22 protein-coding genes are annotated in these 24,793 nt (G+C 44.5%); 18 read left to right on the top strand and 4 right to left on the bottom strand.

What is annotated here, in order from left to right:
• Positions 1–102: 102 nt before the first annotated feature.
• On the bottom strand, positions 103–831 hold the full coding sequence (locus AB4484_RS00450) for a tRNA1(Val) (adenine(37)-N6)-methyltransferase (protein ID WP_372075935.1): 729 nt from the start codon (positions 829–831) through the stop codon (positions 103–105).
• Between the two features lie 314 nt (positions 832–1,145).
• On the opposite strand from AB4484_RS00450, the gene brnQ reads away from it, so the two are divergent.
• Positions 1,146–2,459, top strand: coding sequence for a branched-chain amino acid transport system II carrier protein (gene brnQ / locus AB4484_RS00445; protein WP_019820574.1), 1,314 nt, complete (start codon positions 1,146–1,148; stop codon positions 2,457–2,459).
• 137 nt (positions 2,460–2,596) lie between these two features.
• Here the strand turns inward: brnQ and fldB are convergent, their stop codons facing one another.
• Complete coding sequence (gene fldB, locus AB4484_RS00440; protein WP_048606779.1) at positions 2,597–3,118, bottom strand: flavodoxin FldB; 522 nt, start codon at positions 3,116–3,118, stop codon at positions 2,597–2,599.
• A gap of 150 nt (positions 3,119–3,268) precedes the next feature.
• On the opposite strand from fldB, the gene xerD reads away from it, so the two are divergent.
• The 8 genes from xerD to AB4484_RS00400 all read left to right on the top strand — a co-directional run bounded on the left by xerD (position 3,269) and on the right by AB4484_RS00400 (position 12,722).
• The gene (gene xerD / locus AB4484_RS00435) at positions 3,269–4,183 is read left to right on the top strand and encodes a site-specific tyrosine recombinase XerD (protein ID WP_017059327.1); all 915 of its coding nucleotides are present in this window, start codon (positions 3,269–3,271) and stop codon (positions 4,181–4,183) included.
• A 26-nt stretch (positions 4,184–4,209) separates the two neighbouring features.
• Positions 4,210–4,989, top strand: coding sequence for a thioredoxin fold domain-containing protein (locus tag AB4484_RS00430; protein WP_017062874.1), 780 nt, complete (start codon positions 4,210–4,212; stop codon positions 4,987–4,989).
• A gap of 79 nt (positions 4,990–5,068) precedes the next feature.
• Positions 5,069–6,805 (top strand): single-stranded-DNA-specific exonuclease RecJ, encoded by a 1,737-nt coding sequence (gene recJ, locus AB4484_RS00425; protein ID WP_017059329.1) that lies wholly within the window; start codon positions 5,069–5,071, stop codon positions 6,803–6,805.
• Positions 6,806–7,040: 235 nt separating this feature from the next.
• A protein-coding gene (gene prfB / locus AB4484_RS00420) for a peptide chain release factor 2 (RefSeq protein ID WP_100208942.1) occupies positions 7,041–8,139 on the top strand; the annotation gives its coding sequence in 2 pieces (ribosomal slippage) (positions 7,041–7,115 and positions 7,117–8,139; 1,098 coding nt in all).
• A gap of 98 nt (positions 8,140–8,237) precedes the next feature.
• Entirely contained in the window at positions 8,238–9,770 is a 1,533-nt protein-coding gene (lysS, locus tag AB4484_RS00415; RefSeq protein ID WP_017059330.1) for a lysine--tRNA ligase, read from the top strand.
• 271 nt (positions 9,771–10,041) lie between these two features.
• Complete coding sequence (gene vpsR, locus AB4484_RS00410; protein ID WP_372075933.1) at positions 10,042–11,376, top strand: cyclic-di-GMP-binding transcriptional regulator VpsR; 1,335 nt, start codon at positions 10,042–10,044, stop codon at positions 11,374–11,376.
• Between the two features lie 568 nt (positions 11,377–11,944).
• Positions 11,945–12,196, top strand: coding sequence for a hypothetical protein (locus tag AB4484_RS00405; RefSeq protein ID WP_017059332.1), 252 nt, complete (start codon positions 11,945–11,947; stop codon positions 12,194–12,196).
• Between the two features lie 214 nt (positions 12,197–12,410).
• Positions 12,411–12,722, top strand: a complete 312-nt coding sequence (locus AB4484_RS00400; protein WP_004735016.1) for a DUF6482 family protein — start codon at positions 12,411–12,413, stop codon at positions 12,720–12,722.
• A gap of 88 nt (positions 12,723–12,810) precedes the next feature.
• Here the strand turns inward: AB4484_RS00400 and mutH are convergent, their stop codons facing one another.
• On the bottom strand, positions 12,811–13,476 hold the full coding sequence (gene mutH, locus AB4484_RS00395; protein WP_048606845.1) for a DNA mismatch repair endonuclease MutH: 666 nt from the start codon (positions 13,474–13,476) through the stop codon (positions 12,811–12,813).
• A 616-nt stretch (positions 13,477–14,092) separates the two neighbouring features.
• On the opposite strand from mutH, the gene rppH reads away from it, so the two are divergent.
• The 7 genes from rppH (at position 14,093) to AB4484_RS00360 (ending at position 21,622) form a co-directional block, all read left to right on the top strand.
• A complete protein-coding gene (rppH, locus tag AB4484_RS00390; RefSeq protein ID WP_017059335.1) occupies positions 14,093–14,611 on the top strand; it encodes an RNA pyrophosphohydrolase in 519 nt (172 codons plus the stop codon).
• A gap of 2 nt (positions 14,612–14,613) precedes the next feature.
• On the top strand, positions 14,614–16,863 hold the full coding sequence (ptsP, locus tag AB4484_RS00385) for a phosphoenolpyruvate--protein phosphotransferase (RefSeq protein ID WP_048615014.1): 2,250 nt from the start codon (positions 14,614–14,616) through the stop codon (positions 16,861–16,863).
• An 8-nt stretch (positions 16,864–16,871) separates the two neighbouring features.
• On the top strand, positions 16,872–17,663 hold the full coding sequence (locus tag AB4484_RS00380; RefSeq protein ID WP_017059337.1) for a sulfite exporter TauE/SafE family protein: 792 nt from the start codon (positions 16,872–16,874) through the stop codon (positions 17,661–17,663).
• 57 nt (positions 17,664–17,720) lie between these two features.
• Complete coding sequence (lgt, locus tag AB4484_RS00375) at positions 17,721–18,542, top strand: prolipoprotein diacylglyceryl transferase (RefSeq protein ID WP_017059338.1); 822 nt, start codon at positions 17,721–17,723, stop codon at positions 18,540–18,542.
• A 9-nt stretch (positions 18,543–18,551) separates the two neighbouring features.
• Positions 18,552–19,403, top strand: a complete 852-nt coding sequence (locus AB4484_RS00370) for a thymidylate synthase (protein ID WP_372075930.1) — start codon at positions 18,552–18,554, stop codon at positions 19,401–19,403.
• 124 nt (positions 19,404–19,527) lie between these two features.
• Positions 19,528–20,928 carry a transcriptional regulator gene (locus AB4484_RS00365; protein ID WP_372075928.1) on the top strand — a complete coding sequence of 467 codons (1,401 nt, stop codon included), beginning with the start codon at positions 19,528–19,530 and terminating at the stop codon, positions 20,926–20,928.
• A 217-nt stretch (positions 20,929–21,145) separates the two neighbouring features.
• Positions 21,146–21,622 carry a hypothetical protein gene (locus tag AB4484_RS00360; RefSeq protein ID WP_372076085.1) on the top strand — a complete coding sequence of 159 codons (477 nt, stop codon included), beginning with the start codon at positions 21,146–21,148 and terminating at the stop codon, positions 21,620–21,622.
• Positions 21,623–21,870: 248 nt separating this feature from the next.
• On the opposite strand, the gene AB4484_RS00355 is transcribed toward AB4484_RS00360, so the two are convergent.
• A complete protein-coding gene (locus AB4484_RS00355) occupies positions 21,871–23,016 on the bottom strand; it encodes a Na/Pi symporter (protein ID WP_048606795.1) in 1,146 nt (381 codons plus the stop codon).
• A gap of 389 nt (positions 23,017–23,405) precedes the next feature.
• Here AB4484_RS00355 and nhaR point away from each other — a divergent pair, with 389 nt between their 5' ends.
• Both nhaR and AB4484_RS00345 read left to right on the top strand, forming a co-directional pair.
• A complete protein-coding gene (gene nhaR, locus AB4484_RS00350; RefSeq protein ID WP_017062869.1) occupies positions 23,406–24,296 on the top strand; it encodes a transcriptional activator NhaR in 891 nt (296 codons plus the stop codon).
• A 100-nt stretch (positions 24,297–24,396) separates the two neighbouring features.
• A complete protein-coding gene (locus tag AB4484_RS00345) occupies positions 24,397–24,690 on the top strand; it encodes a metalloregulator ArsR/SmtB family transcription factor (RefSeq protein ID WP_004735028.1) in 294 nt (97 codons plus the stop codon).
• Positions 24,691–24,793 lie beyond the last annotated feature (103 nt).

The raw sequence follows: 24,793 nt of genomic DNA, 5'->3' as shown, positions 1-24,793 counted from the left end.
TTTCTCCACAAGCAATAAATGTTTCTGCCTCAAAAAGCAGACGATAAAAAAGAGTAGTCGGACATTATAGAAGCATTAGTGATTAGGATCACATGGTATTTGCTACATCTTGAGATAAAAATCTTTAGTGAGCGCAATAAATGCTTCGCTATAACCACCCTGATGGTGAATTGTAAGCGATTCGCGCTGCAAATCTTGCTCGCAAGCAGGATCTTTAGATAACTCAAATAGAATTCGGCTAGCCGGCTTTTTATCTGTTGTTTTCACATCAATGCGTTTTGCTAGATACCAACCACATTGCTCGGCAAGCTTGATAAAACCTTCCCCCTCAGGCGTCGGTAGGATGAAACTGGCAGTCGCGGCGTCGGTTGTTATCTCGAAACAACGCTGGGCAAGCGCTAGGTGATCTAAGCTGTCGGTGTGCCTGGCGGTGGCTCTTTGGCTTTGCTGCGCCTGTTCTCCAGAGTTGAAGTAGGGCGGGTTACAGATGATCGCATCAAACCTTTGTGGAAAGTCGGCTGTTAACACGCTGCCGTGATCAAGGGAGATACGATTTTGCCAAGGCGACTGCTCAATATTGACAGTGGCAGCATCAATAGCGTGTTGATCAATATCTATCGCAGAGATTGAAGCATCTTCAAAACGCTGCGCAGCCATCAAAGCCAGCAGACCTGTTCCGGTTCCAATATCGAGTACACATGATCTTTGTGGCAGGCTTACCCACGCGCCAAGTAATACGCCATCGGTACTGACTGGCATACCGCTTTTCCCGCCGTAAATTGAGAATTGCTTAAAATTGAAGCTTTTAGTTTGCACTGTTTTGTCTTTCATTAATGTTCTGAGTATCGAGATATTTTAAGTGATTAGCTCTGATGTTAATCGCTTGTATGAATCAATGTTCTGATTGAGGAACTATTGTTGTGAATTATGGTTAGTTTATAATTGTGGCTATTTTTCTATAGCTAGTGTAATCCACTGCTTTTTGTTCTCATATGCAAATTTATATGGTGTTTTTGTGTGGTGACTTGCAGCTAGCCAGTTGTTTCGTCATTATGCGCGACTATTTTATAGATTGATTGGCAGCTTTGAGCTGTAACATTCATGTAAGCACAACATAAATTCATAAATATAATTAAGGATTATCTGTGAAACAGAGTCTAAAACTAACAGATATAATGGCATTGGGCTTTATGCTTTTTGCGTTTTTCTTGGGTGCGGGTAACATCATCTTCCCACCTCTAGCTGGCCAATTAGCCGGTGACCACTTCCTTCCAGCGATGTCTGGTTTTCTGCTGACTGCCGTTGGTCTGCCGTTAATCACTATCGTCGCGGTCGCAGTGGCTGGTGGCTCTTGGGGTCACTTAACTAAAGATCTTCCTAAGAAAGCTGCAACCATCATGGCTGTGCTGATCTTTATCATTATCGGTCCTGCATTTGCTGCACCGCGTACCGGCCTTGTTGCCTATGAGATGGCGGTGAAACCGTTCTTCATCGATGCCTCTCAAGCTCACCTAACTCTCTTTTCGATTGCATTTTTTGTAGTAGCGATGTTCTTCTCATGGTCGCAAGGTAAGCTTATTGACGTCATTGGTAAGGTGCTAACACCTGCACTGTTCGTTGGTTTGGTTGTGCTGGCGATTGCTGTATTCGTTAACCCTCAAGGCGATATTCTTGCGGCTCACGGTGAGTACATCACTCAACCACTGACCAAAGGTTTCCTTGAAGGCTACAACACCATGGATACTTTTGCTTCTTTGATGTTTGGTATGCTGATTGTTGATGCGATTCGTAGCAAGGGCATTACTGACCGTGCAGCGACGACTAAGTACCTAATTAGCGCGGGTTGTATTGCCGCAGCGGGTCTAGCGTTTGTTTACATCTCTCTATTCTTCCTAGGCGCAACAAGTGCAACAGTCGCAGCGGGTGCAGACAATGGCGGCGCTATCTTAAGCCTATACGTTCAATCGTTGTTTGGTCCTTCTGGTCAGCTAGTGCTTTCTGTGATCGTACTATTAGCGTGTCTAACTACGGCGATTGGCCTTGTATCAGCATGTTCTGATTACTTCAGCTCGCTAACGCCTCTGTCTTACAAGACTTGGGTAATCATCAACGGTGTGGCTTGTGCAACTGTTGCGAACGTTGGCCTTTCTCAACTGATTTCTCTGTCTGTTCCAGTACTGTTTGCACTGTACCCAGTCGCTATCGCGTTGGTTGCTCTGACATTCTTGCGTAGCCGTTTCCCTAATCCAAAAGCGGCTTACCGCGTAGTGGTATTAGTGTCACTGCTGTTTGCTCTTATTGATGGCGCTAAAGTAGCGGGTGTAGACGTGTCTGCACTTAAGATGCTGCCACTGTTTGAGATCGGTATGGGTTGGTTGCTTCCAACAACGGCTGCAATCATCTGTATGTTCTTCGTTGGTAAATCAACAGAACAAGAGATGGCTGAAGAGACTGTTTAATCTTCCGTTGAGATTCGATTGTCCTTCGAGATGAAATAGAAAAGGCCTCATTACTTCGCAGTAATGAGGCCTTTTTGTATTCTGTGGTCTTTTTATATTCCGCTACTTAGCTACTCAGCCGGGGCATTTCTGTTTGGTTATAGCTTTTCGCTGTACTCAACCAGTACTTGCTCAACCCAGCTTGCGATACGGTCGTCGCTAAGCTCGTATTGTGAATCTTCATCAAGCGCCAAACCAACGAATTGAGATTTGTCTTCCGTTAACGCTTTAGACGCTTCGAACTCGTAGCTATCATCGTTTGGCCAGAAGCCAACAAACTCTGCACCCGCGGTTTTCAGTTCATCATGCAATAGACCCATCGCATCTAGGAACCATTCGCCGTAGCCTTCTTGGTCACCTAAACCAAACAGAGCCACAACCTTGCCTTTCATTGGCGTGGTTGCGATGTCTTCCCACAGTTCATTCCAATCTTCTTGGATTTCACCGAAGTCCCAAGTTGAGATGCCTAGCAATAAAAGGTCGTAGTCCGCCATCAATGAAAGAGGGGTTTCTTTCACGTTATGGATATCAACTAGGTCTTCACCAATAATGCCGCGAATTTTCTCTGCTGCCATTTCTGTGTAGCAGGTGGTTGAGCCGTAAAATAATCCAATTTTCATAGCAAACGTTCGATTTTAATTTCAGATGGCGAATTCTAACCATAAATCGACTTCGATTGCAGCGATTATCCGCTCAAGTCGTAATTTTTATGGCATTCATATTTGCTCTGGCATACTCTCAAAACAGTTTCCAATATTGTGAGTAACACTATGCAGTCGCCTCAAGGGCAGAGCGCAGACCACGGTCTCGTTGAGCAGTTTTTAGATGCTATGTGGATGGAGCGAGGATTATCGGAGAATACGCTTGTCTCGTACCGTACCGATTTATCCAAGTTATTAGCGTGGATGGAAAAGAACAATTACCGCCTCGACTTCATTAGCCTTTCAGGTTTACAGGATTATCAAGGCTGGTTAGCCGACGCCGATTTTAAGCAGACCTCTCGTGCCCGTATGTTGTCGGCGATTCGTCGCTTGTTCCAATACTTACACCGCGAGAAAATCAGAGGCGATGATCCAAGTGCCTTGTTGATCAGCCCGAAGCTGCCACAACGCTTGCCGAAAGATTTGAGCGAAGAGCAGGTTGATGCTTTGCTCGATGCGCCAGATCCGAACGATCCGATTGAGCTTCGCGATAAGGCGATGCTTGAGTTACTCTATGCAACCGGTTTGCGTGTGACAGAGCTGGTTAGCTTGACGATGGAAAACATCAGCCTAAGACAAGGCGTGGTGCGTGTTATTGGTAAGGGTGGCAAAGAGCGCTTAGTACCCATGGGCGAAAATGCAGTGGATTGGATAGAGACTTTTATTGAACAAGGTCGTCCACATTTACTTGGCGAAAACAGTTCTGATGTGGTTTTCCCGAGTAAACGCGCCAAGCAAATGACCCGTCAGACGTTCTGGTATCGTATCAAGCACTACTCGGTAGTCGCTGGGATCGACACAGAATTGTTGTCACCCCACGTATTGAGACACGCTTTTGCGACGCATTTACTGAACTATGGCGCAGATCTCAGGGTCGTACAGATGTTACTTGGGCATAGTGACTTATCGACAACCCAAATTTATACTCACGTGGCGACTGAAAGGCTGAAGCAAATTCACGCGCAGCATCACCCACGTGCTTAAATCCATTTATTTTTAAGGTGAACTTAATGAGCGTATTACGCCGTCTTCCTCTACTAGCGCTTCCTCTTATGATTACTGCATGTAATGCATCAGAAGCGAAAGTAGAAACAACATCAACAGCCGTAGAAGCTGCTCCAGCTCAAGCTATTGATACAGCTGCGTTAACTAAGCGTTTTGAAAAAATCGGTATTAAGGTCGATAAGATTGTTCCTTCGGATATCGATGGTCTGTTAGAAGTTCAAACCAACAGCGGCATTATCTTTTCTTCCCCAGAGGGCGATCACTTTCTAGCCGGTACACTTTACTCTTTGGATGAAAACGGAAAGTTCAGTGATGTTTTGGCTGAGCGTCAAGCTCCGCTGAATGCTGAAAAAGTCGCAGCGATGTCGGATACGGTTATCGAATACAAAGCCGATAACGAAAAGTATGTTGTGACGGTATTTACTGACATTACGTGTGGCTACTGTGTTCGTCTGCACAGCCAAATGCAAGGCTACAACGATCTGGGTATCACTGTTCGTTACATGGCTTACCCACGTCAAGGTGCGACAGGGCAAGTTGCCGATCAAATGGCGGCAATCTGGGCTTCAGATGATCCAAAAACAGCGATGCATGACGCTAAAGTAAACCGTCAAATGCCAGCGTCTGGTAAAGACCTAGCAGAGCAAAAGCAGATCATTGCTAAACAGTACCAATTGGGTCGTGAGCTTGGCATCAATGGCACACCGGCTATCGTGCTAGCAAGTGGTGAGTTGGTGAGTGGTTACTTACCGCCAGCGCAACTTCTTCAACGTTTAGAGCAATAATTTCGTTTCTGTATTGCCAATTTATCCCCCATGTTTTTGATTTAAGGAGTGGCCTGATTGATATCGGGCCCATTTTTATATGATAGAGATCCAACGCCGTCCTGAGGTCGACATTTCAGTCTTACCTGCCCACTTACCTGACTTGTTAAAGCGCATTTATGTGAGTCGTGGAATCGACAGTGCCGACCAACTAGAGACAGCAGCGAAAGGCTTGCACTCTTATCAAAAATTGGGCGGCATTGATGCTGCGGTTGAGTTGTTGTTCAAAGCGATTCAGCAGCAAAAACGCATCATCATTGTTGGTGATTTTGATGCCGATGGCGCGACCAGTTCGGCGCTGTCTGTTTTAGCGTTACGTATGCTCGGTAGCTCTAACGTCGATTATCTAGTACCAAACCGTTTTGAAGATGGTTATGGCTTGAGCCCGGAGGTTGTCGAACAGGCAATCGAGCTTGGTGCTGAAGTGATCATGACGGTCGACAACGGTGTATCTTCAATTGAAGGTGTTCGCTTTGCTAAAGAGAAGGGGCTAGAGGTTCTGGTTACCGATCATCACTTGCCGGGCAATGAACTGCCAATGGTCGATGCGATGGTTAACCCAAACCTTGAGAGTTGTGCTTTTCCTTCGAAAGCCTTAGCGGGTGTAGGTGTGGCTTTCTATCTGATGATGGCACTGTGTGTTCACATGCGTAAGTTGGGTTGGTTTGCAGAGCGCGGCATGACAGAACCTAAGTTGATGGAACTGATTGACCTTGTGGCGCTGGGTACGGTTGCCGACGTGGTTCCACTCGATGAAAACAATCGAATCTTGGTCCATCAAGGTTTGCAACGCATTCGTGCGGGTAAAGCTCGTCCGGGCATTCAAGCCTTGATCGAAATTGCTAAGCGAGACGCTAAACGTTTGGTGGCATCTGACTTTGGCTTTGCTCTTGGCCCTCGTATCAATGCTGCGGGTCGATTAGACGACATGTCTTTTGGTGTTGAGCTGCTAATGAGCAACAACATCCATGCGGCTCGTCGAATGGCAAGTGAACTGGATGGTTTGAACCAAACACGTAAAGAGATCGAAGAGGGAATGAAGCAAGAAGCGATGGCTTTTTGTGAGCGCCTTGAATTTGGTAAAGACGACCTACCTTCTGGCTTAGCCCTGTTCCAACGTGATTGGCACCAAGGTGTGATTGGTATCTTGGCTTCGCGTATCAAAGACAAATACCACCGCCCAGTGATTGCGTTTGCAGATGGCGGCGAAGGCAGTATCAAAGGTTCATGTCGTTCAATTCCGGGTCTGCACATGCGTGATGCATTGGACCGAATTGATACACAAAATCCAGGCTTGATTCTTAAGTTTGGTGGCCACGCAATGGCGGCTGGCTTAACCATCATGGAAAAGGACTTTGAACGCTTCAGCAAGTTGTTCAATGATGTTGTGAAGAATGAACTTGGAGAAACAGCACTGAAGGGCATTATCTTGTCTGATGGTGAGCTATTACCAGAAGAGTTCTCGATGCACACCGCTGAAACACTGCGTTCAGGTGGCCCGTGGGGACAAGCTTTCCCCGAGCCAATCTTCGATGGTGAGTTTAAAGTTCTGCACCAAAAGCTGGTGGGTGAAAAACACCTTAAGCTGATGCTCGAGCCGCTCTACAAAGGTCACCCTACCAATGTGATGATTGATGGTATTGCCTTTAACGTCGACCTACGTCGCTGGCCTGATGCCTCGGTGAAAACCGTTCATCTTGCATTTAAGCTCGATATCAACGAATTTCGCGGCAACCAATCGTTGCAGCTGATGATTGATCATATCGAAGCCAAATAGTTATTTTGGGCTCAATAATGCTCATTATATAGTGCCCAATTCAACAAGCTCTGTTCAAAAACAGGGCTTGTTTTCCTTCCTGCCCTTACAAATTTTACGTGTTTTTTCTGCCTGTCAATTTTATATCCTATTAAGTTGTTGAATCTTGGTTCACCACTCTAAAAAATTCTGTATCTCCGTCACACTTTTGAGTACAATTCTTCGGTTAAATTCTACTCATAAATGATGAGCTAAAATGTTTGAAATCAATCCTATAAAAAACCGTCTGCAGGATGTGTCTGAGCGCACAAATATCCTGAGGGGGTATCTTTGACTATGACGCTAAGAAAGAGCGTCTAGAAGAAGTAAACGCAGAATTAGAACAACCGGATGTATGGAACGAACCTGAGCGTGCTCAAGCGCTAGGTAAAGAACGTTCTGCATTGGAAGCGGTAGTAGAAACGATCGACCAACTTGACCAAGGTGTTGAGGATGTTGATGGCCTATTAGAGCTTGCGGTTGAAGAAGAAGATCAAGAAACGTTCGATGAAATTGAACCAGAACTGGCCGAGCTTGAAGCTAAGCTAGAGAAGCTGGAATTCCGTCGTATGTTCTCTGGTGATCACGATGCATCAGATTGCTACATCGATTTACAGTCAGGCTCAGGCGGTACAGAAGCTCAAGACTGGACTTCAATGATGTTGCGTATGTACTTACGTTGGGCAGATTCGAAAGGCTTCAAGACTGAAGTTATCGAAGTGTCTGATGGCGATGTTGCTGGCCTTAAAGGCGCAACGGTACGTATTTCTGGTGAGTATGCTTACGGTTGGTTACGCACAGAGACTGGTGTTCACCGTCTAGTTCGTAAGTCACCATTTGATTCAAGTGGTCGTCGTCATACTTCATTTGCATCTGCGTTTATCTATCCTGAGATTGATGACAACATTACGATCGACATTAATCCTTCTGACTTACGTATTGACGTATACCGTGCCTCTGGCGCTGGTGGTCAACACGTAAACACCACGGAATCAGCGGTACGTATTACTCACGTTCCGACTAACACCGTGGTTCAGTGTCAGAATGACCGTTCGCAGCATAAGAACAAAGATCAAGCGATGAAGCAGCTACGTGCTAAGCTTTTTGAACTTGAGATTCAAAAACAAAATGCTGAAAAACAAGCGAGCGAAGAAACGAAATCAGACATCGGTTGGGGCAGTCAGATCCGCTCTTACGTACTGGATGATTCTCGTATCAAAGATTTACGCACTGGTATCGAAAACCGTAATACTCAAGCGGTTCTTGACGGTGACTTAGACAAGTTTATTGAAGCTAGCCTGAAATCAGGTCTGTAAGCTTTATCAACTATTAAGCTTTACCAATAATATTGGTAAAAATGCCTATATTTGCAAAAATATAGCGGTCCAAATTTTAAAAGCAGGGTACATCTCTAATGACTGATGCTGTTCAAAACGAAAACGCACAAGAAGCTTCTTCACCTGAAGAGAACAAACTAATCGCTGAGCGCCGCAGCAAGCTGGATCACATCCGCCAAAACTGCAAAGCTAACGGTCACCCAAATGACTTCCGTCGTGAGCACCTAGCTGGCGATCTTCAAGCGGAATTCGGTGAGAAGACTAAGGAAGAGCTAGAAGAGCTTAATCACATCGTTGCGATCGCTGGTCGTGTTATGGCGAAGCGTGGTCCATTCCTTGCGATTCAAGAAACTTCTGGTCGTATCCAAGCATACGCAGCGAAAGACGTACAAAAAGTACTGAAAGAGAAGTACCAAGGCCTAGATATCGGTGACATCATCGGTGTTAAAGGTGCGCTTCACAAATCAGGTAAAGGCGACCTTTACGTAAACATGGAAGAGTTTGAATTGCTGACTAAAGCACTTCGCCCTCTACCAGAGAAGTTCCACGGTCTAACAGACCAAGAGATGCGTTACCGTCAGCGTTACGTTGACCTAATCGTGAACGAAGATTCTCGCAATGCATTCATCGTGCGTTCTAAGCTTGTATCTTCAATCCGTAACTTCATGAGCGCGAAAGGCTACCTAGAAGTTGAAACGCCAATGATGCATGTGATCCCGGGTGGCGCAACTGCACGTCCATTCATCACTCATCACAATGCACTAGACATCGACATGTACCTACGTGTTGCACCAGAGCTTTACCTTAAGCGTCTAGTGGTTGGTGGTTTTGATCGTGTATTCGAGATCAACCGTAACTTCCGTAACGAAGGTCTATCTCCACGTCACAACCCAGAATTCACAATGATGGAATTCTACCAAGCGTACTCTGATTACAAAGACCTTATGGATCTGACAGAAGAGATGCTAAGCACGGCAGCAATGGACGTTCTTGGTTCTACTTCTATGCCTTACGGTGACGAAACGGTTGAGTTCGGTGGCACTTACGCTCGCATGAGCATGTTCGATGCAATCAAACACTACAACCCTGAGCACGCTGAGATTCAAGCGCTAACAGAAGCAGATCTACAAGACCGTGAGAAGATGGTTGCTATCGCAAAATCTGTACACGTAGACGTAGAAACGTTCTGGACATGTGGTCAGCTTCTAGAAGAGATCTTTGGTGAAACGGCTGAGCCTCAGCTAATTCAACCAACGTTCATCACTGGCTACCCAGCGGACATTTCTCCTCTAGCACGTCGTAGCGATGACAACCCATTCTTCACAGACCGTTTTGAGTTCTTCATCGGTGGCCGTGAAGTAGCGAATGGTTTCTCTGAGCTTAACGATGCACAAGACCAAGACGAGCGTTTCAAAGCGCAAGTTAACGCGAAAGACGCGGGTGATGACGAAGCGATGTACTACGATGCAGACTATATTACTGCACTAGAGCACGGCCTACCGCCAACAGCGGGTCAAGGTATCGGTATCGACCGTCTAGCAATGCTATTTACAAACACGCACACAATCCGTGACGTGATCTTGTTCCCGGCAATGCGTCCACAAGCGTAATTCTCGCTTATAGGGCGTAACAGCCTATGTAATTAAAGAGCCACCTTCGGGTGGCTTTTTCTGTTTTTGGGCTTCAAAACCTAGCCTGTACCGCACTCTTGATTCGAAAAATCGTTATTTCTGACATAGTCTTACTATTGAGACATAAAATCTAAGATAGTCTCACTACTATACGTCTCTGCGATGAATACGATCTCGCGGCATTTTGTCGAACGATGAAGCAGTGACTCGTATTAGTCTGATTTAAATAAAAATAGAATAAGGAAGAAGGATGGGAACTCAATTTAAGATGGATTCCTTACCAGGTTCTCTTATCGTCGTTGGTGGTGCGTACGAACCCTGGTTATCAGTGTTAGAACAAGTGGGTTGGCAGTGTACCCAGTGTGCAGATTTACGAAAAGCCGATGCCTTGATTGCTGATATTGGCCCATGTATTGGCATTGTCGATCTTAGTCATGATGAGTTCAGTCTCAACGGTATTGCTAACCTTGTGAGCAATAACAAGCAAGTGAGATGGCTCGCCTTTATCCGTGAGTCTCAATTAAGCTCTGATACGATCTGCCAGTTTATCGTCAACTTCTGTATCGACTTTTTCACGGCGCCAATCCCAGATGCTCAATTGCTGAGTACCATTGGTCACCAACTGGGTATGCTTAAGCTTGAGCAGAAGGTATGGCCAAACTACGGCATCAATAACAACATGGGACTGCTAGGCGATTCTGTGGCCGTGAAGCGCTTGAGAGACCAAGTGAAGCGTATTGGGCCGACTGATGTCAGTATCTTGATTTATGGCGAGAGTGGGGCTGGTAAAGAGACGATTGCACGCTCTATTCACCAAAACTCGTCGCGAGCACAGAAACCATTTTTAACGGTTAACTGTCGTGCCTTGTCTGAAATGAGAATAGAGGCCGAGGTGTTTGGTATCTCAGCACAGACAGCGACTGCGCCTTGTATGTTGGAAGAAGCCGATGGCGGAACCATCTTGCTTAATGATGTTTTAGCGATGCCCCGCAATCAACAACTGAATCTGCTGCGCTTTCTGCAAGAAGGTAAGATTGAAACCGCGAATGGACCGAAATCTGTCGATGTGCGTATTCTGGCCGCGAACTCCTCTGATATCGAGAAGGCGTTGATCGAGGGCGATTTCAATGAAGAGCTTTATCACTACATCAATGTTCTGCGTATTCATGTTCCGAGCTTAAAAGAACGTGTGAGCGATATTTCTGTGCTAGCGAATCATTTTCTGCGTGAGTACTCGAAAGAGTTTAATGCTCAAGCGAAGAGCTTCTCAGACGATGCTATCCGTTCGATGAATCGCTACCATTGGCCTGGAAATGTGCGTGAGTTGATGAACCAGATTAAGCGTGTTGTGTTGATGTCTGATGCCATGATCATTGAGGATCACCAACTGGATTTACCGAAACAGAATGATGAACGCCGAAGCTTGAAGAGCATTCGAGAGCGCTCAGAGCGCGATGCGTTGTTAATTGTTTTGGAATCTTACGGTGGTCAGGTTTCGTTGGCAGCTAAGGAGCTCGGTGTATCACGAGCGACGATGTACCGCTTGCTGAATAAACACAGCCTAATCTCTGAAGGGGTTGTTTAGACTCTTTTCTAAGTAGATTTATTCAGTCACCGTAAATTAAACGCCACGTATCTACGTGGCTTTTTTGTTTCTGAGGGATAGTCCGTTGTTTTCTAGCTCAGCACTAAGAGAGATATGCTGTGATTTTATATAATCATAGTGAATATGTTATATGTGAATGAATATGCAACTGATATTTTAGGCGAATGCATTGTTTTAAAAATGTTAATCAATTAGCGGTTGAATAATATACTCACTTGGTTAGACTTTAACCGTGAAAGCAACGATTTAACAAAGACTTGTCTGCTTTTATTTCCCCATTTCTTTTTGGATTTTTTAGTTAGCTTGGAGGCGCAAATGAAACATTTCGATTTTATACAGCATATTTGCGCGTCGTTTGATCCGTGTACTGACATGGTGACTGATATGTCACTCTCATCAGCCATGGCCGATCGAAACACCCAAGATAAACCTAACTAATAGATCCGTACCCTTATTTGGCTGCGGAAAAATAGCAGCTAAGTGAGAAGCCCTCATACTATCTAACACGCTATTTTTCCTCAGTTGATTCAACAACTGGAGAGTTATTATGCGTCACTCAGTATATTTAAAATTAGCAACAGTCCTTATCCGTGCCGATCTTCGTCGTGAAGAGCGTGAATGGCAACGAAAAGTTCGTCGTAGTTCATATGAGCTGCCATGGAACAATACTCACTTATTAAGAGATATTGGTCTTGAAGCTGACGGTCGACCGATTGGTTTTTCTGAACCAGAAGTCGTCACTATTGAACGTCGAGTACGTCACCTTCGTCGTGTCTTAAGTGCGCGAATACCGACGTAATCTGCGGGGTTGATAGCACCTTTCAACCCCTAAGATAATTCACAGTGATAGTTATGGCGTCGAAAGTGCAAACTTTTGAACTAGAACTGGCCAAAAAAGAGAAGCGCTTGCTTCTCTTTTTTGCTTTTTTAAGCCGTTATCTGTGCTTTTTTAAGTCGTTATCTAGTAAAGGAAAAGAGTTCTACTAAGCTTTATAGAGCAAGGGAGGCTGGCTATGCAAAAGCATCAATTAGACATGTGGTTACATGGAGAGCATAAAGACTCTTATCAAACACCCAAAGTGTACGTTATTGGTTGTTCTGATATTTCAGAATATCTATTGGCGGTGGAATACAAACACAAGCTAGAACCGGTAAAGCAAGACGGCGAGCCGCTTCACTTTGGATCCTTGGATCAAGTGAAAGAGGAGTTACTCCGGCTCGGCTTTGAAAAGGCGTATCTTCGCCTACACAACGCCTATGATGAGTTTGGTAATGAGCCAAGCCAAAGCTACTGTGATATTGAACTGGCGCTCAAACCTCATTAAGAGGGGGGTGGTAGCGAGATATTGATTCTAATTCCAGACTGTTTGTAATGCACTGATAGTTTTGGCTATCGAGGCTCGATTAAACGAACTATGCGTAATGTGTTGTCAGTAATTTATGGGTGAATTGAGTTCGCAGATAGAAACCACGTGGTTTAGTTTTGATAGGTTTTCCACTTGCACCGTAAGCTTCCGTTAACACGCGACTGTTGGCTGCTTTTGGACGTAAATGCAGTGCTTCACCGTGTCTTGCTGTTATCTGTTCAACATTGCCTAAAACGATCAACTCCATCAGCTCTTCCCAATCTCTTTTCAAGAGTTCGTCTTCAGCTTGGCTAGGTGTCCATAATAATGGGGATCCTACATGCCTCTCCGCTAGCGGGATCTCTCTTTCTCCCTCGACAGGGATCCACAAAACCTTGGACAGCTTGTTTCGAACGTGGCTGGTTTCCCAAGTTATGCCTTGCACGCCCATCAAAGGCGCAACACACACAAAGGTGGTTTCGAGTGGCTTGCCAGAGTAGCCAATCGGAATGCTTTTTAGTTCTATCCCGAGCTTGGCAAAATCTTGTTCTGGCTTACTGCCTGCAGGCGCACCCAAGTGCCATTCCAATAGCTGCCCAACCCAGCCTTTATCACGCTTAAGGTCGTTTGGCATCACCATCTCGGCTTCGTCGGCGAGCTCTTTAAAGGTCATTCCTGCGATGGCATACGCGCGCTCTAACAGCTCTTGTTGTGTTTGTGGTTCTGGTTTCATAATAAAAGGCATGATCAAAAAAACGATTTTATCAGAAGTTATCACCAAATGCCGACTGGTTAAGAAATGATCTCCTTGCGATAAAAGGGATCAAACTCAGGGTTATCCACAGGACATAAAGGTAATTAATTGAAATATTAATTTAGTGGATAAATAAACAGGGGTTTATGGTGGATAAAATGCTTGCCAAATGGGGTTCAAAATGAATCTTTCACTTGGTAGTGTGGATAAACATCGGAGTGGTTGATCTTTAACCATGTCAGATTTCTGAAAGATCTTTTACATTTCTAATGTTTTTTAAAACCAAAATATTATTTTAATTATTTGATTTATATGAAGATAAATTAGTTTTAATTGATTTGTCGTTTTTGGTGTTGATGAATCTATGGATTAAAAAAAACGATTGCGGGTAATTCTTCACATAGTTATTCACAGAAAAGGTGAATAAATGTGGTCTATGTCTCACTATTGTGTGGGTAACTAGAATTTGAGCAAAACTTATCCATATTCCTAGTTATTATTCATAAATATAGCGCTTATCACGTCACTAAGTTTGCTCCGATTGGGGATATGTGGAAAAATCAGAGTAATTAAAAATTTAGATAGAGGTTGGCCAGTGATAGATGGCGATGGTTACCGATTAAATGTTGGTATTGTAATCTGTAACAACCATGGTCAGGTCTTCTGGGCTAAACGATACGGGCAACATTCATGGCAATTCCCTCAAGGGGGAATAGATGAAGGTGAGACTCCGGAACAGGCAATGTACCGCGAGTTGTATGAAGAGGTTGGCCTTACTAAAAAGGATGTAAAGATCGTCGCGACAAGTCGTCATTGGTTACGCTACAAGCTACCCAAACGACTGGTTCGGTGGGATTCTAAACCTGTCTGTATTGGACAAAAACAGAAGTGGTTCCTTTTACGTTTAGATTGCGATGAATCGCATATCAATATGCAGCGTGGAAGTACACCTGAGTTTGATGGTTGGCGTTGGGTGAGTTACTGGTACCCAGTTCGACAAGTTGTTTCTTTCAAGCGAGATGTTTACCGTCGAGCGATGAAAGAGTTCGCATCTTTAGCAATGCCGTTTAAAGAGCGAAAAATAAAAGGAAAGCGCAAATTGCGTAGAGGTTAAGCATGCTCAGTCAACTAAGGGAAATAGTTGAACACGTATCAAGAGTTGAAGATGTGTCGACGGCTCTTGATATTTTGGTTAAAGAGACATGCAGTGCGATGCAGACGGAATGTTGCACCGTGTATTTGGCAAATAATGATATGCAGCGCCTTGAGTTGATGGCAACTCAAGGCCTGATCTTTAAAGGCAATAGCATTCACATTGGTTTTGACGAAGGTCTGGTTGGCCTTGTTAAAAGAAGTGCTGAACCTATCAACCTTGCACAAGCGTCTGCTCACCCTGCTTATAAGTTTTTTCCAGAGCTTGGAGAAAACGTCTATCACTCTTTTCTCGGTACTCCGATTATCCACCGCAAGCAAGTGCTTGGTGTATTGGTCATTCAACAGAAGACCCCGCGTTTATTCAGTGAGATGGAAGAATCCTTCCTTGTCACGCTATCAGCGCAACTTGCCGTTATTGTGGCGCACGCCCAAACTCAAGGCCATTGGCTGTTAGAGCAACAGAAGCTACCTGCGACTAAAGGTATTGCAGCTTCATCGGGCGTGGCGATTGGTGACTTATGGTGGGACAACACTCAGCCTGAACTCACCGATGTTTATCCTGCTTCGACGCTCAATGTAGAGAGAGAGCATGAGTTGTTGGCGGTAGCGGTTGAAAACGCCCTCAATGACTTTAAGCGTATGCGAAAGCGCTTAGATAGCGAAATCAATAAAGACGCGTTGGCGATCTTTGACCTGTTTACTCACTTACTCAACGATCCTATGTTGCGTAAGGATCTAAAAAGCCAAATCCAGAAAGGCGATAAAGCCGATTGGGCATTAAGACAAGTGGTTGAGAGCTATTCGAACCGCTTTGCTCGTATGTCCGATGTATATCTTCGTGAGAGAGCACAAGACATCCGAGAGCTCGGACAAAGGCTGCTCTATTTCCTCCACAACTCTGAACATGAACTTCGCACGTTAGATAAGCCGATTATCCTAGTGGTTCGTGAGTTAACCGCTTCGGTGTTAGCGTCTATTCCAAAAGAAAAGCTCTTGGCGGTTATTTCTTTGGAAGGGGCAGCGAACTCGCACGCAGCTATTTTATCTCGAGCGCTTGGCATACCTTCAGTCATGGGGGTAAACCTTAACTTAGCTCAAGCTAATGGTAAGCGAGCGATTGTTGATGGGTATAGCGGTGAGATCTTTATTGAGCCGACTAAAAGCCTGCTCAAAGAGTATCGAGGGCTGATTCTAGAAGAGAGTGAGCTCTCATCTATGGTCAATCGAGAGCTGTACCTTCCGGCAAAAACCCAAGACGACAAGCAAGTCGAGATCCTGCTTAATGCGGGCTTGAGTGCAGACACTAACATCGCTATCAACCAGGGTGTTGATGGAGTAGGGCTGTATCGAACTGAAATCTCCTTCTTGTTGCAGCAAAGATTCCCGTCAGAGGACGAACAATTCAAGCAGTATCGTTCTGTGCTGGCAAGCTACCCAGAGAAACAAGTGGTGATGCGTACACTCGATATCGGTGGTGATAAGGCCTTACCGTATTTTCCTATCGAAGAGGACAATCCATTCCTTGGTTGGCGTGGTATTCGTTTTACGCTCGATCATCCTGACATCTTTATTATTCAGTTACGTGCCATGCTACGTGCGAGTTGTGAAAGCCATAACTTGAGTATTTTGCTGCCGATGATCTCTGGTGCTCAGGAATTGGATGACGCGCTACAGCTGATTGAACAAGCGTATGACGAAGTGCATGAGCTTGATAACCGAGTGCGCATGCCTCGCGTTGGTATCATGATTGAAGTGCCATCTATGCTGTACATATTGCCGCTGATTGCGCATAAGGTCGACTTCGTTTCAGTGGGTACCAACGATTTAACCCAATATTTATTAGCGGTTGATCGGAACAATTCACGAGTATCCGATGTCTATGAATCAATGCACCCTGCGGTGATCATGGCATTAAAACAAATTCATGATACTTGTAAGCAATATCAATTACCTGTGTGTATTTGTGGCGAGTTAGCCGGTGACCCGATGGGCGCGCTGCTATTGATTGGATTGGGGTATGAGACGTTAAGTATGAATACCTCGAATGTCGCAAGAACCAAATATTTGATTCGTCAATCGAACTTGGCTGAATTACAGGATTTGGCAAATAAGGCACTTTCAAAACCGTATGGTAGTGACATCTATAGTATGATGCTGAACTATTTCGAAGAGCGTGAATTTACAGGCTTCATTCGAGCAGGTAAAAAATAGGATTTAACGTGTCATATGAACTGATAGGCTTGTTAGCAGGCCTTGGTGCTATTGTTGGTGTTTTAGCTGGCTTGCTAGGCATTGGTGGTGGTTTGCTGGTGGTTCCTGCCTTACTGTTTTTGCTTCCTAAAGCGGGTATCCCTCAAGAATTTGCGATGCAAATGGCATTGGCTACTTCGCTATCAACCATCATCGTTACGTCAGGATCGTCTGCGATTAACCATCTAAAGTTGGGTAATGTAGAGATGTTTGTCGTTAAGTGGTTGATGCCTGGTGTGGTGATAGGTGGCTTCCTCGGCTCTTTCGTGGCCGATGTGATTCCAGCTCAATACCTGCCAAAAGTCTTTGGTGTGATTGTCTTGGTATTGGCGTTGCAAATGCTGTTGTCGATTCGCTCTAAGAGCCAAAAATCGATGCCGGGTTCAGCTAAAACCGTACTGTGTGGTGGCGGGATTGGTTTGGTATCAAGCTTAGCGGGCATTGGCGGTGGGTCTTTATCGGTACCTTTCCTTAACCATCACGGTGTGGAAATGCGTAAAGCCGTCGGCTCATCTTCGGTATGCGGTTGTGTTATCGCGATTTCGGGAATGCTAGGTTTCATTTGGCATGGATCTTCAGTCGATGATCTTCCTGCGTATAGCTTGGGTTATGTTTATCTACCGGCTTTGATCGCGATATCTTGTACCTCAGTTTTGACCACTCGAGTGGGTGCGAAACTGGCCACTCAATTGCCAACCCCTGTGCTGAAGAAATTCTTTGCGGTATTTTTAATGTTTATAGCAGCCACAATGCTGCTGTAGTGTCTTTTCTGTTAGCCATTGAGCTAACTGTTAATCAATTTAGATAGAGAGCCAAGTATGTCTCAGGGTTTTATCGAATTCCCAAATATCGATCCTGTTCTTATTGAACTAGGACCAATCTCAGTTCGTTGGTACGGCCTAATGTACCTTGTCGGTTTTATGTTTGCTCTTTGGTTAGCAAATCGCCGAGCTGATCAACCGGGTAGCGGTTGGACTCGAGAGCAAGTATCAGACTTACTGTTTGCTGGCTTTCTAGGTGTGGTGCTGGGTGGTCGTATTGGCTACGTACTTTTCTACAACTTTGATCTTTTCCTAGCAGACCCACTGTACCTATTTAAGGTATGGACTGGCGGTATGTCTTTCCACGGTGGCTTGCTTGGTGTTATTACTGCCATGTTTTGGTATGCCAAAAAGAACGGTCGAACCTTCTTTGGTGTGGCAGACATGATTGCACCATTGGTGCCATTTGGTTTAGGCATGGGACGCTTAGGTAACTTCATGAACAGCGAGCTTTGGGGCCGTGTGACTGATGTGCCATGGGCGATTGTGTTCCCTAACGGTGGTCCACTTCCTCGTCACCCATCTCAACTTTACGAGATGGCGCTTGAAGGTATTGTGCTGTTCTTCATCTTGAACTGGTTTATCAAAAAGCCGCGTCCTCTTGGTTCTGTATCAGGGTTATTCTTAGCTGGATATGGTACATTCCGCTTCTTAGTAGAATACGTACGTGAACCTGATGCTCACCTAGGTTTGTTCGGTGGATTTATCTCTATGGGACAAATTTTGTCACTGCCAATGGTTATCATCGGTGTGCTGATGATGGTGTGGGCATACAAACGTGGTCACTACAAAGACGAATTACCACAACAAACGAAGTAAGGAATTGGTGTGAAACAGTATTTAGATCTCTGTCAGCGTATCGTTGATGACGGTACTTGGATTGAAAATGAACGCACGGGCAAGCGCTGCCTAACCGTGATCAATGCTGACCTTGAATATGATGTTGGTAATAACCAATTCCCACTGGTAACAACGCGTAAGAGCTTTTGGAAAGCCGCAGTTGCTGAACTGCTTGGCTATATCCGTGGTTACGACAATGCTGAAGATTTTCGTAAGCTAGGGACTAAGACTTGGGATGCGAACGCGAACCTGAACGAAGCATGGCTGAATAATCCTTACCGCAAGGGTGAAGATGACATGGGCCGTGTTTATGGCGTTCAAGGACGTGCATGGGCAAAACCTGACGGCGGTCATATCGACCAACTGAAGAAGATTGTTGATGATCTAACGAACGGTATTGATGACCGTGGCGAGATCTTAAACTTCTATAACCCAGGTGAGTTCCACATGGGTTGTTTGCGTCCGTGTATGTACAGCCATCACTTCTCTCTACTTGGTGATACTCTGTACCTAAACAGCACTCAGCGCTCTTGTGATGTACCACTAGGCCTGAACTTCAACATGGTTCAAGTGTATGTCTTCCTAGCTATCATGGCGCAAATCACGGGTAAGAAAGCTGGCGTGGCTTACCATAAGCTTGTGAATGCTCATATCTACGAAGATCAACTTGCACCCATGCGTGATATTCAGTTAAAGCGTGAGCCGTTAGCTGGCCCAACATTCCATATCAATCCTGAGATTAAGTCTCTAGAAGATTTGGAAACATGGGTAACGATGGATGACTTCTGGGTGGAAGGTTACGAATGCCACGAAGCGATTAAGTACCCATTCTCGGTTTAATCTCATTCGCTTTGTTTGATTGAAAGGCTGCCTCTGTGCAGCCTTTTTTATTTGTTATGCTTGGCTTGCTTACTATTTGTAAAACCAATAATCTTGAGTGGTCTTTTCTAACTACAGAACTACTATGACTCGCTCGCATTGCTTTGTATTGCAACACGACTTTCCGATTGCTTTCTACCCTGATAAAAATCAGTTGGTAGTGGATAGCGAAGCGATTCATTTAGAGCCACTGCAAGCAAAGTTGCTCAGCTATTTCATCGAAAATCGCGGGCAAGTGGTAAGCACTCAGCAGATAGCAGCGGATGTGTGGCAAAGAACTCAAGTGTCTGACAACTTGGTCAGACAGGTCATCAGCTTACTGCGCAGTCAGCTTCAGGATAAATCACGTCCGTATCGGATTATTCAGACCATTCCTAAGCAAGGTTACCTGTTCGATGTTGAGGTGACTCAGCCAAGCGTCGAACCAACTTCCGTTGATGACACCTCTCTGCCTGAATCTGAACCTAAACCTTTTGTTGCTAAATCCAAAAAGAGAACCATCGCCCTGATTACAACCGCAGTATTCTCTGTTGGCTTAATAGCAACTTGGGCGTGGCAAACCGATGTCCCAACCAATGACACAGCTATTATTTCTGCTCATCAAAGTGATGTAATTCCTGTTTATATCCATGACATAACACTCGATTCTGCGAACGATTATGAGATGTCAGAAAGCGTTTATAACTACCTTTTCTACGGGCTGAACTCGGTAAAAAACTTATCGGGTTACCACTTTTCTCAGCTATCGAAACAGGGCAAGCAATCATTGGCCAACAATGGTGTCGAGCTCAAAGGTTGGCTTAAGAAAAAGGGTGGTGACTATGTGTTGAGCGTGCTTGTACAAAACAACCGCCAACCCAATCAAAGTCAGAAAGTGGAAAAGACCTTTAGCCAAGGTAATTTCTTCGATGCCATTGGGGATGTGATTCTCGAGATCAAAGCTATTATTGCTCCAATGAGCTCCAAATACGGCGTGGCAAGTCATCGAGTGACTTCTATTGATAACTACGATGATTGGAGTGTTATCTCTGAGGGGATATCGTTGTTCTACCAAGGTAAAGGTGGTCAGCCATTTGAGGAAATAGCACTTCAGTTGGATTCGATTCAACAACAAGGGCGAGATAATTATCTGGTCAATGCGTTACTGTCGTATTCGGAATCTTTGGCTTATTTACAAACTCATGAGCAAGAAGATCGCGAACATGCACTGCAATTGGCAAAGCAAGCCTTCGAGATGAACCCACGTTGTGACATCGCTAACCTTACCTTGGGTCTTGCACTGTTAATCAACCAACACGCCAATCAAGCTTTCCCTTACCTTTTTTATGCGGCCGAAAGTACACCGAGCCCAATCAGTTTTTATCTGCTCAGTGTGGCTGACAAGCTGTCGGACAACCCAAAAGGTTCGCAATACAACTATCAACGCTATACCGAAGTGCAAAAAGAGAATGACGGTCAACTGTTTGATCTTATTGAATCTTTATAAAAAATAAACCTTTCCTAAACCACGAAATGCGTTTTCAAGCGAAGGTGTTTCGTGAGGGCTGATGGCAACGGCACTTCTGCAAGGTGTCCTTGTACCAACAGGCTTCTCAACATGTTTGATTATTGTTTGGACTCAGGCTCGATTGCCTTGCATCAAGCGTAAAAATACCGACTTCCACATACTGATCACCAAATCATTCATTATTTGGGGTACACACATGTTGAAGAAGTTTGCTTTTCAGATCATTCCAATTCAGATCTTCTTATTCGTCTTTTGGTTCAAAAATGGCTTTATCGATAAAGTGATGGGCGTGCTACTTGGCTTCGTTACACCCGATACTGCTTATGCGGGAGACACTTGGACTGGCTGGAAAGGCTACATTGTTGGCACTTGGGATAAGAGCCAAATCGGTCATGCTCTGCTGAGCCCAACGTTCGATTTTATGTTCCCTATTCTGATTGCTTTGCAATGTGTGCCGTTTTTATTGGTTATTCGTTCGGTACTTGCAGGTGAGTTCATGGTGGGTAAAGAGCGTCCGTGGTTGCTCTATGCCGCATTCGCTTCTCTGTTTGTGACCGCTTGTATGGCTTTCACTCAAACCATCACTGGCGCAAGCGACGGCCAGTATCTATGGCAATTTATCGGCTTTGGCATGGTTGCCATAATGTACTTGCGTAATGAGCAAGGTAAGTAGGGTAGCTAGATGCGAGTACACGAGATGCGAGATACGAAGAGCGTTTTTAGATTTGAGTCAGTAAGATACGATATATCAAAACGCAGCTAATGAGAGGAAGTCTCTTTTCGTTACTCGTTTACCCGAATCTCGTATCTGCTTTTGCTCTTCGTTACTCGTTCACTCGCATCCCGTATCTGCTCTTAAAAAGAAAAAGCCCGCAACCTAGGAGGTTACGGGCTTTGCTATAAGCGATGTTTATTTTGCTATTAAGCAGTAAGAGCTAACACGCTACCAGGCAGTACAAGGAATACCGCAACAAGGTAACCAGCCACTACAGCTTTGTTCTTCACAGCCATGTCTGAAATCAAGTCAGCGGCTTTAACAGGTAGTTCACGTAGGAACGGGATACCGAAGATGAATACCGTTGCCATGATGTTGAACACCAAGTGTACTAGAGCAATTTGTAGTGCGAATACTGCGAACTCACCAGATACTGCTGTAGCTGCAAGTAGAGCCGTAATACATGTACCGATGTTTGCACCCAGAGTGAATGGGTAAACGTCACGTACTTTAAGAACACCTGAACCTACTAGTGGAACCATCAAGCTTGTTGTCGTAGAAGAAGACTGAACAAGGATAGTAACGATAGAGCCAGAAGCGATACCGTGGATTGGACCACGACCGATTGCGTTCTTTAGAATCTCACGAGCACGACCAACCATTAGGCTCTTCATCAGCTTACCCATTACAGTGATAGCTACGAAGATAGTTGCGATACCTAGAGCGATAAGCATGATGCCGCCAACAGTGTCGCCAAATGTTGATAGAGGCTCTTTAATCGCACTTACTACTGGTTTAGTGATTGGCTTGATGAAGTTAAGACCACCCATGCTCATATCACCTGTTGCTAGCATCGGAGATACCAACCAGTGAGAAATCTTCTCTAGAATACCAAACGCCATCTCTAGTGGAAGGAAGATAGCAACGGCTAATAGGTTAAAGAAGTCGTGGATTGTCGCACTTGCGAATGCACGTTTGAACTCTTCTTTACAACGAACGTGACCAAGGCTAACTAACGTATTGGTTACCGTAGTACCAATGTTAGCACCCATGATCATAGGAATAGCTAGCTCAACAGGTAAACCACCTGCCACAAGGCCAACGATAATTGAAGTAACTGTACTTGATGATTGAATAAGCGCTGTTGCTACTAAACCAATCATTAAGCCTGCAACTGGGTGTGAAGCAAATTCGAAAAGAACCTTTGCTTGCTCGCCTGTTGCCCATTTGAAGCCTGTACCAACCATTGAAACTGAAAGTAATAGTAGGTAAAGCATGAATGCCAAGTTAGCCCAGCGTAGCCAACGAGTAGTGCTCGAGATAGGCGCTGCTGCAGTAGTAGCTTGGTTCATAATGTTTTCTCCATTGGACCGTTTAAGTCTGTGTTTGGTCTGTTTGTTTAATCTGAGCGTGATGTTAGAGGGGAAATATTTCAGTAATATTACATTTTGGTTTAGGTCGGACTTTTTTGTGATGATTTACTATTTAAATATTCCCATAGCTAATGTGGTTATTTTAACTTGTTGTTTTTATTTGATTTTTAATGGTGGTTCTATAGGTGATATAGATCTTAAAAGTTAGAAAAAAATTGAAAATAATCGATGAAATATTACATTATGAAATCAAACACTTCGGAAAAATAGGTAGTAAAGTTACATTTAGTTAGGTTTTTCCGAGTTTGTTGAGTGGCGGTGTCATATTTGATATAAAAGGGTATCTACTCTTTTATTACGGCACATCTATGTCGCATCTCAACTACAACCATCTTTATTACTTCTGGATGGTTTGCAAGCAAGGCTCTGTTACTAAAGCTGCAGAAGCCCTATTTCTAACACCACAAACGGTAACGGGGCAGATAAAAGCCTTGGAAGAGCGCATGGATGGCAAGTTGACCAAGCGTAATGGCCGCAGTGTTGAGCCTACAGAGCTTGGGCAGCTGGTCTTTAAATATGCCGATCGTATGTTTGGCCTGAGTTACGAGATGCTGGATATCGTGAATTACAGCCAGCACTCCAATATTCTGTTTGATGTTGGCGTCGCGGATGCGCTCTCTAAAAGACTCGTCAGTAAGATACTGATGTCGACCATCCCTCCAGATAACAGCATTCATTTACGCTGTTTTGAATCGACCCATGAAATGCTACTTGAGCAACTCTCTCAACATAAGCTTGATATGATTTTGTCTGACTGTCCGGTGGACTCTAGTCAAAGCCCGGGCCTGTTTAGTAAAAAGTTGGGTGAGAGTGGAATGAGCTTTTTTAGTTCAGGTCAGGTTGAAGGTGTTAATTTCCCTGCTGTATTGGAGCAAAGAAAGCTTTTGATCCCTGGTAGCCGAACCTCAATGGGGCGTAAAGTGCTGCAATGGTTTGATAGACAAGGGCTTAAGCCAGATATTTTAGGTGAGTTTGATGATGCCGCATTGATGAAGGCTTTTGCTCGTTACCATCATGACGCAATATTCTTGGCACCGACGCTTTATATGTCTGAAGTGGAAGACGACACATCACTGCAACTATTAGGTGGTATTGAAGAGTTAAAAGAGGAGTACTACGTCATATTTGCTGAGAGGATGATCCAACATCCAGCAGTAAAAAACGTATGTGACGCAGATTTTAGCAAATTGTTCGAATGAGTTAGTTTGTTAATGAATTGATATCGATTATCATAGCTCTACCATATGCCGGAAATACTGATAGCCCGTAGTTGGCGTAAAGGTTGTAGGGAGCCAAACTATGAACTTAAAAGAGATGGAGAAGAACTCAGCACAAGCTGTGATTCTACTTAAAGCCATGGCAAACGAGCGTCGCTTACAGATTTTGTGCCTATTACATGGTACTGAACTGTCGGTTGGGGAGCTGTGTGGCAAGTTGGAACTGAGTCAGTCTGCTTTATCTCAACATCTTGCTTGGTTGAGAAGAGATGGTTTGGTCGAAACTCGCAAAGAAGCTCAAACTGTGTATTACACATTGAGTAGTGAAGAAGTAAAAGCGATGATTAACCTACTGCATGGTATTTACTGCAAGTAGCTTATTGCTGGTGGGAGGGGGATTTCTTATCAGCGATAGAATGACACAAGGAAGTGTTAGCATTTCACATTGAACGTTAATGTTTATCTACTTATCTACTTAT

Source organism: Vibrio sp. 10N.261.46.A3, from assembly GCF_041472995.1.
Lineage (GTDB): Bacteria > Pseudomonadota > Gammaproteobacteria > Enterobacterales > Vibrionaceae > Vibrio > Vibrio coralliirubri.
Note: the sequence above shows the minus strand (reverse complement) of the source record. Positions and strands in the feature narration are given on the sequence as shown.

Coding starts and splice junctions, on each gene's coding strand:
- nhaR (WP_017062869.1), top strand. CDS start 23,406: ATGTCGCATCTCAACTACAACCATCTTTATTACTTCTGGATGGTTTGC.
- recJ (WP_017059329.1), top strand. CDS start 5,069: ATGATAGAGATCCAACGCCGTCCTGAGGTCGACATTTCAGTCTTACCT.
- AB4484_RS00345 (WP_004735028.1), top strand. CDS start 24,397: ATGAACTTAAAAGAGATGGAGAAGAACTCAGCACAAGCTGTGATTCTA.
- ptsP (WP_048615014.1), top strand. CDS start 14,614: ATGCTCAGTCAACTAAGGGAAATAGTTGAACACGTATCAAGAGTTGAA.
- AB4484_RS00365 (WP_372075928.1), top strand. CDS start 19,528: ATGACTCGCTCGCATTGCTTTGTATTGCAACACGACTTTCCGATTGCT.
- AB4484_RS00450 (WP_372075935.1), bottom strand. CDS start 831: ATGAAAGACAAAACAGTGCAAACTAAAAGCTTCAATTTTAAGCAATTC.
- fldB (WP_048606779.1), bottom strand. CDS start 3,118: ATGAAAATTGGATTATTTTACGGCTCAACCACCTGCTACACAGAAATG.
- AB4484_RS00405 (WP_017059332.1), top strand. CDS start 11,945: ATGCGTCACTCAGTATATTTAAAATTAGCAACAGTCCTTATCCGTGCC.
- lgt (WP_017059338.1), top strand. CDS start 17,721: ATGTCTCAGGGTTTTATCGAATTCCCAAATATCGATCCTGTTCTTATT.
- AB4484_RS00355 (WP_048606795.1), bottom strand. CDS start 23,016: ATGAACCAAGCTACTACTGCAGCAGCGCCTATCTCGAGCACTACTCGT.
- AB4484_RS00360 (WP_372076085.1), top strand. CDS start 21,146: ATGTTGAAGAAGTTTGCTTTTCAGATCATTCCAATTCAGATCTTCTTA.
- xerD (WP_017059327.1), top strand. CDS start 3,269: ATGCAGTCGCCTCAAGGGCAGAGCGCAGACCACGGTCTCGTTGAGCAG.
- AB4484_RS00400 (WP_004735016.1), top strand. CDS start 12,411: ATGCAAAAGCATCAATTAGACATGTGGTTACATGGAGAGCATAAAGAC.
- lysS (WP_017059330.1), top strand. CDS start 8,238: ATGACTGATGCTGTTCAAAACGAAAACGCACAAGAAGCTTCTTCACCT.
- AB4484_RS00430 (WP_017062874.1), top strand. CDS start 4,210: ATGAGCGTATTACGCCGTCTTCCTCTACTAGCGCTTCCTCTTATGATT.
- vpsR (WP_372075933.1), top strand. CDS start 10,042: ATGGGAACTCAATTTAAGATGGATTCCTTACCAGGTTCTCTTATCGTC.
- mutH (WP_048606845.1), bottom strand. CDS start 13,476: ATGAAACCAGAACCACAAACACAACAAGAGCTGTTAGAGCGCGCGTAT.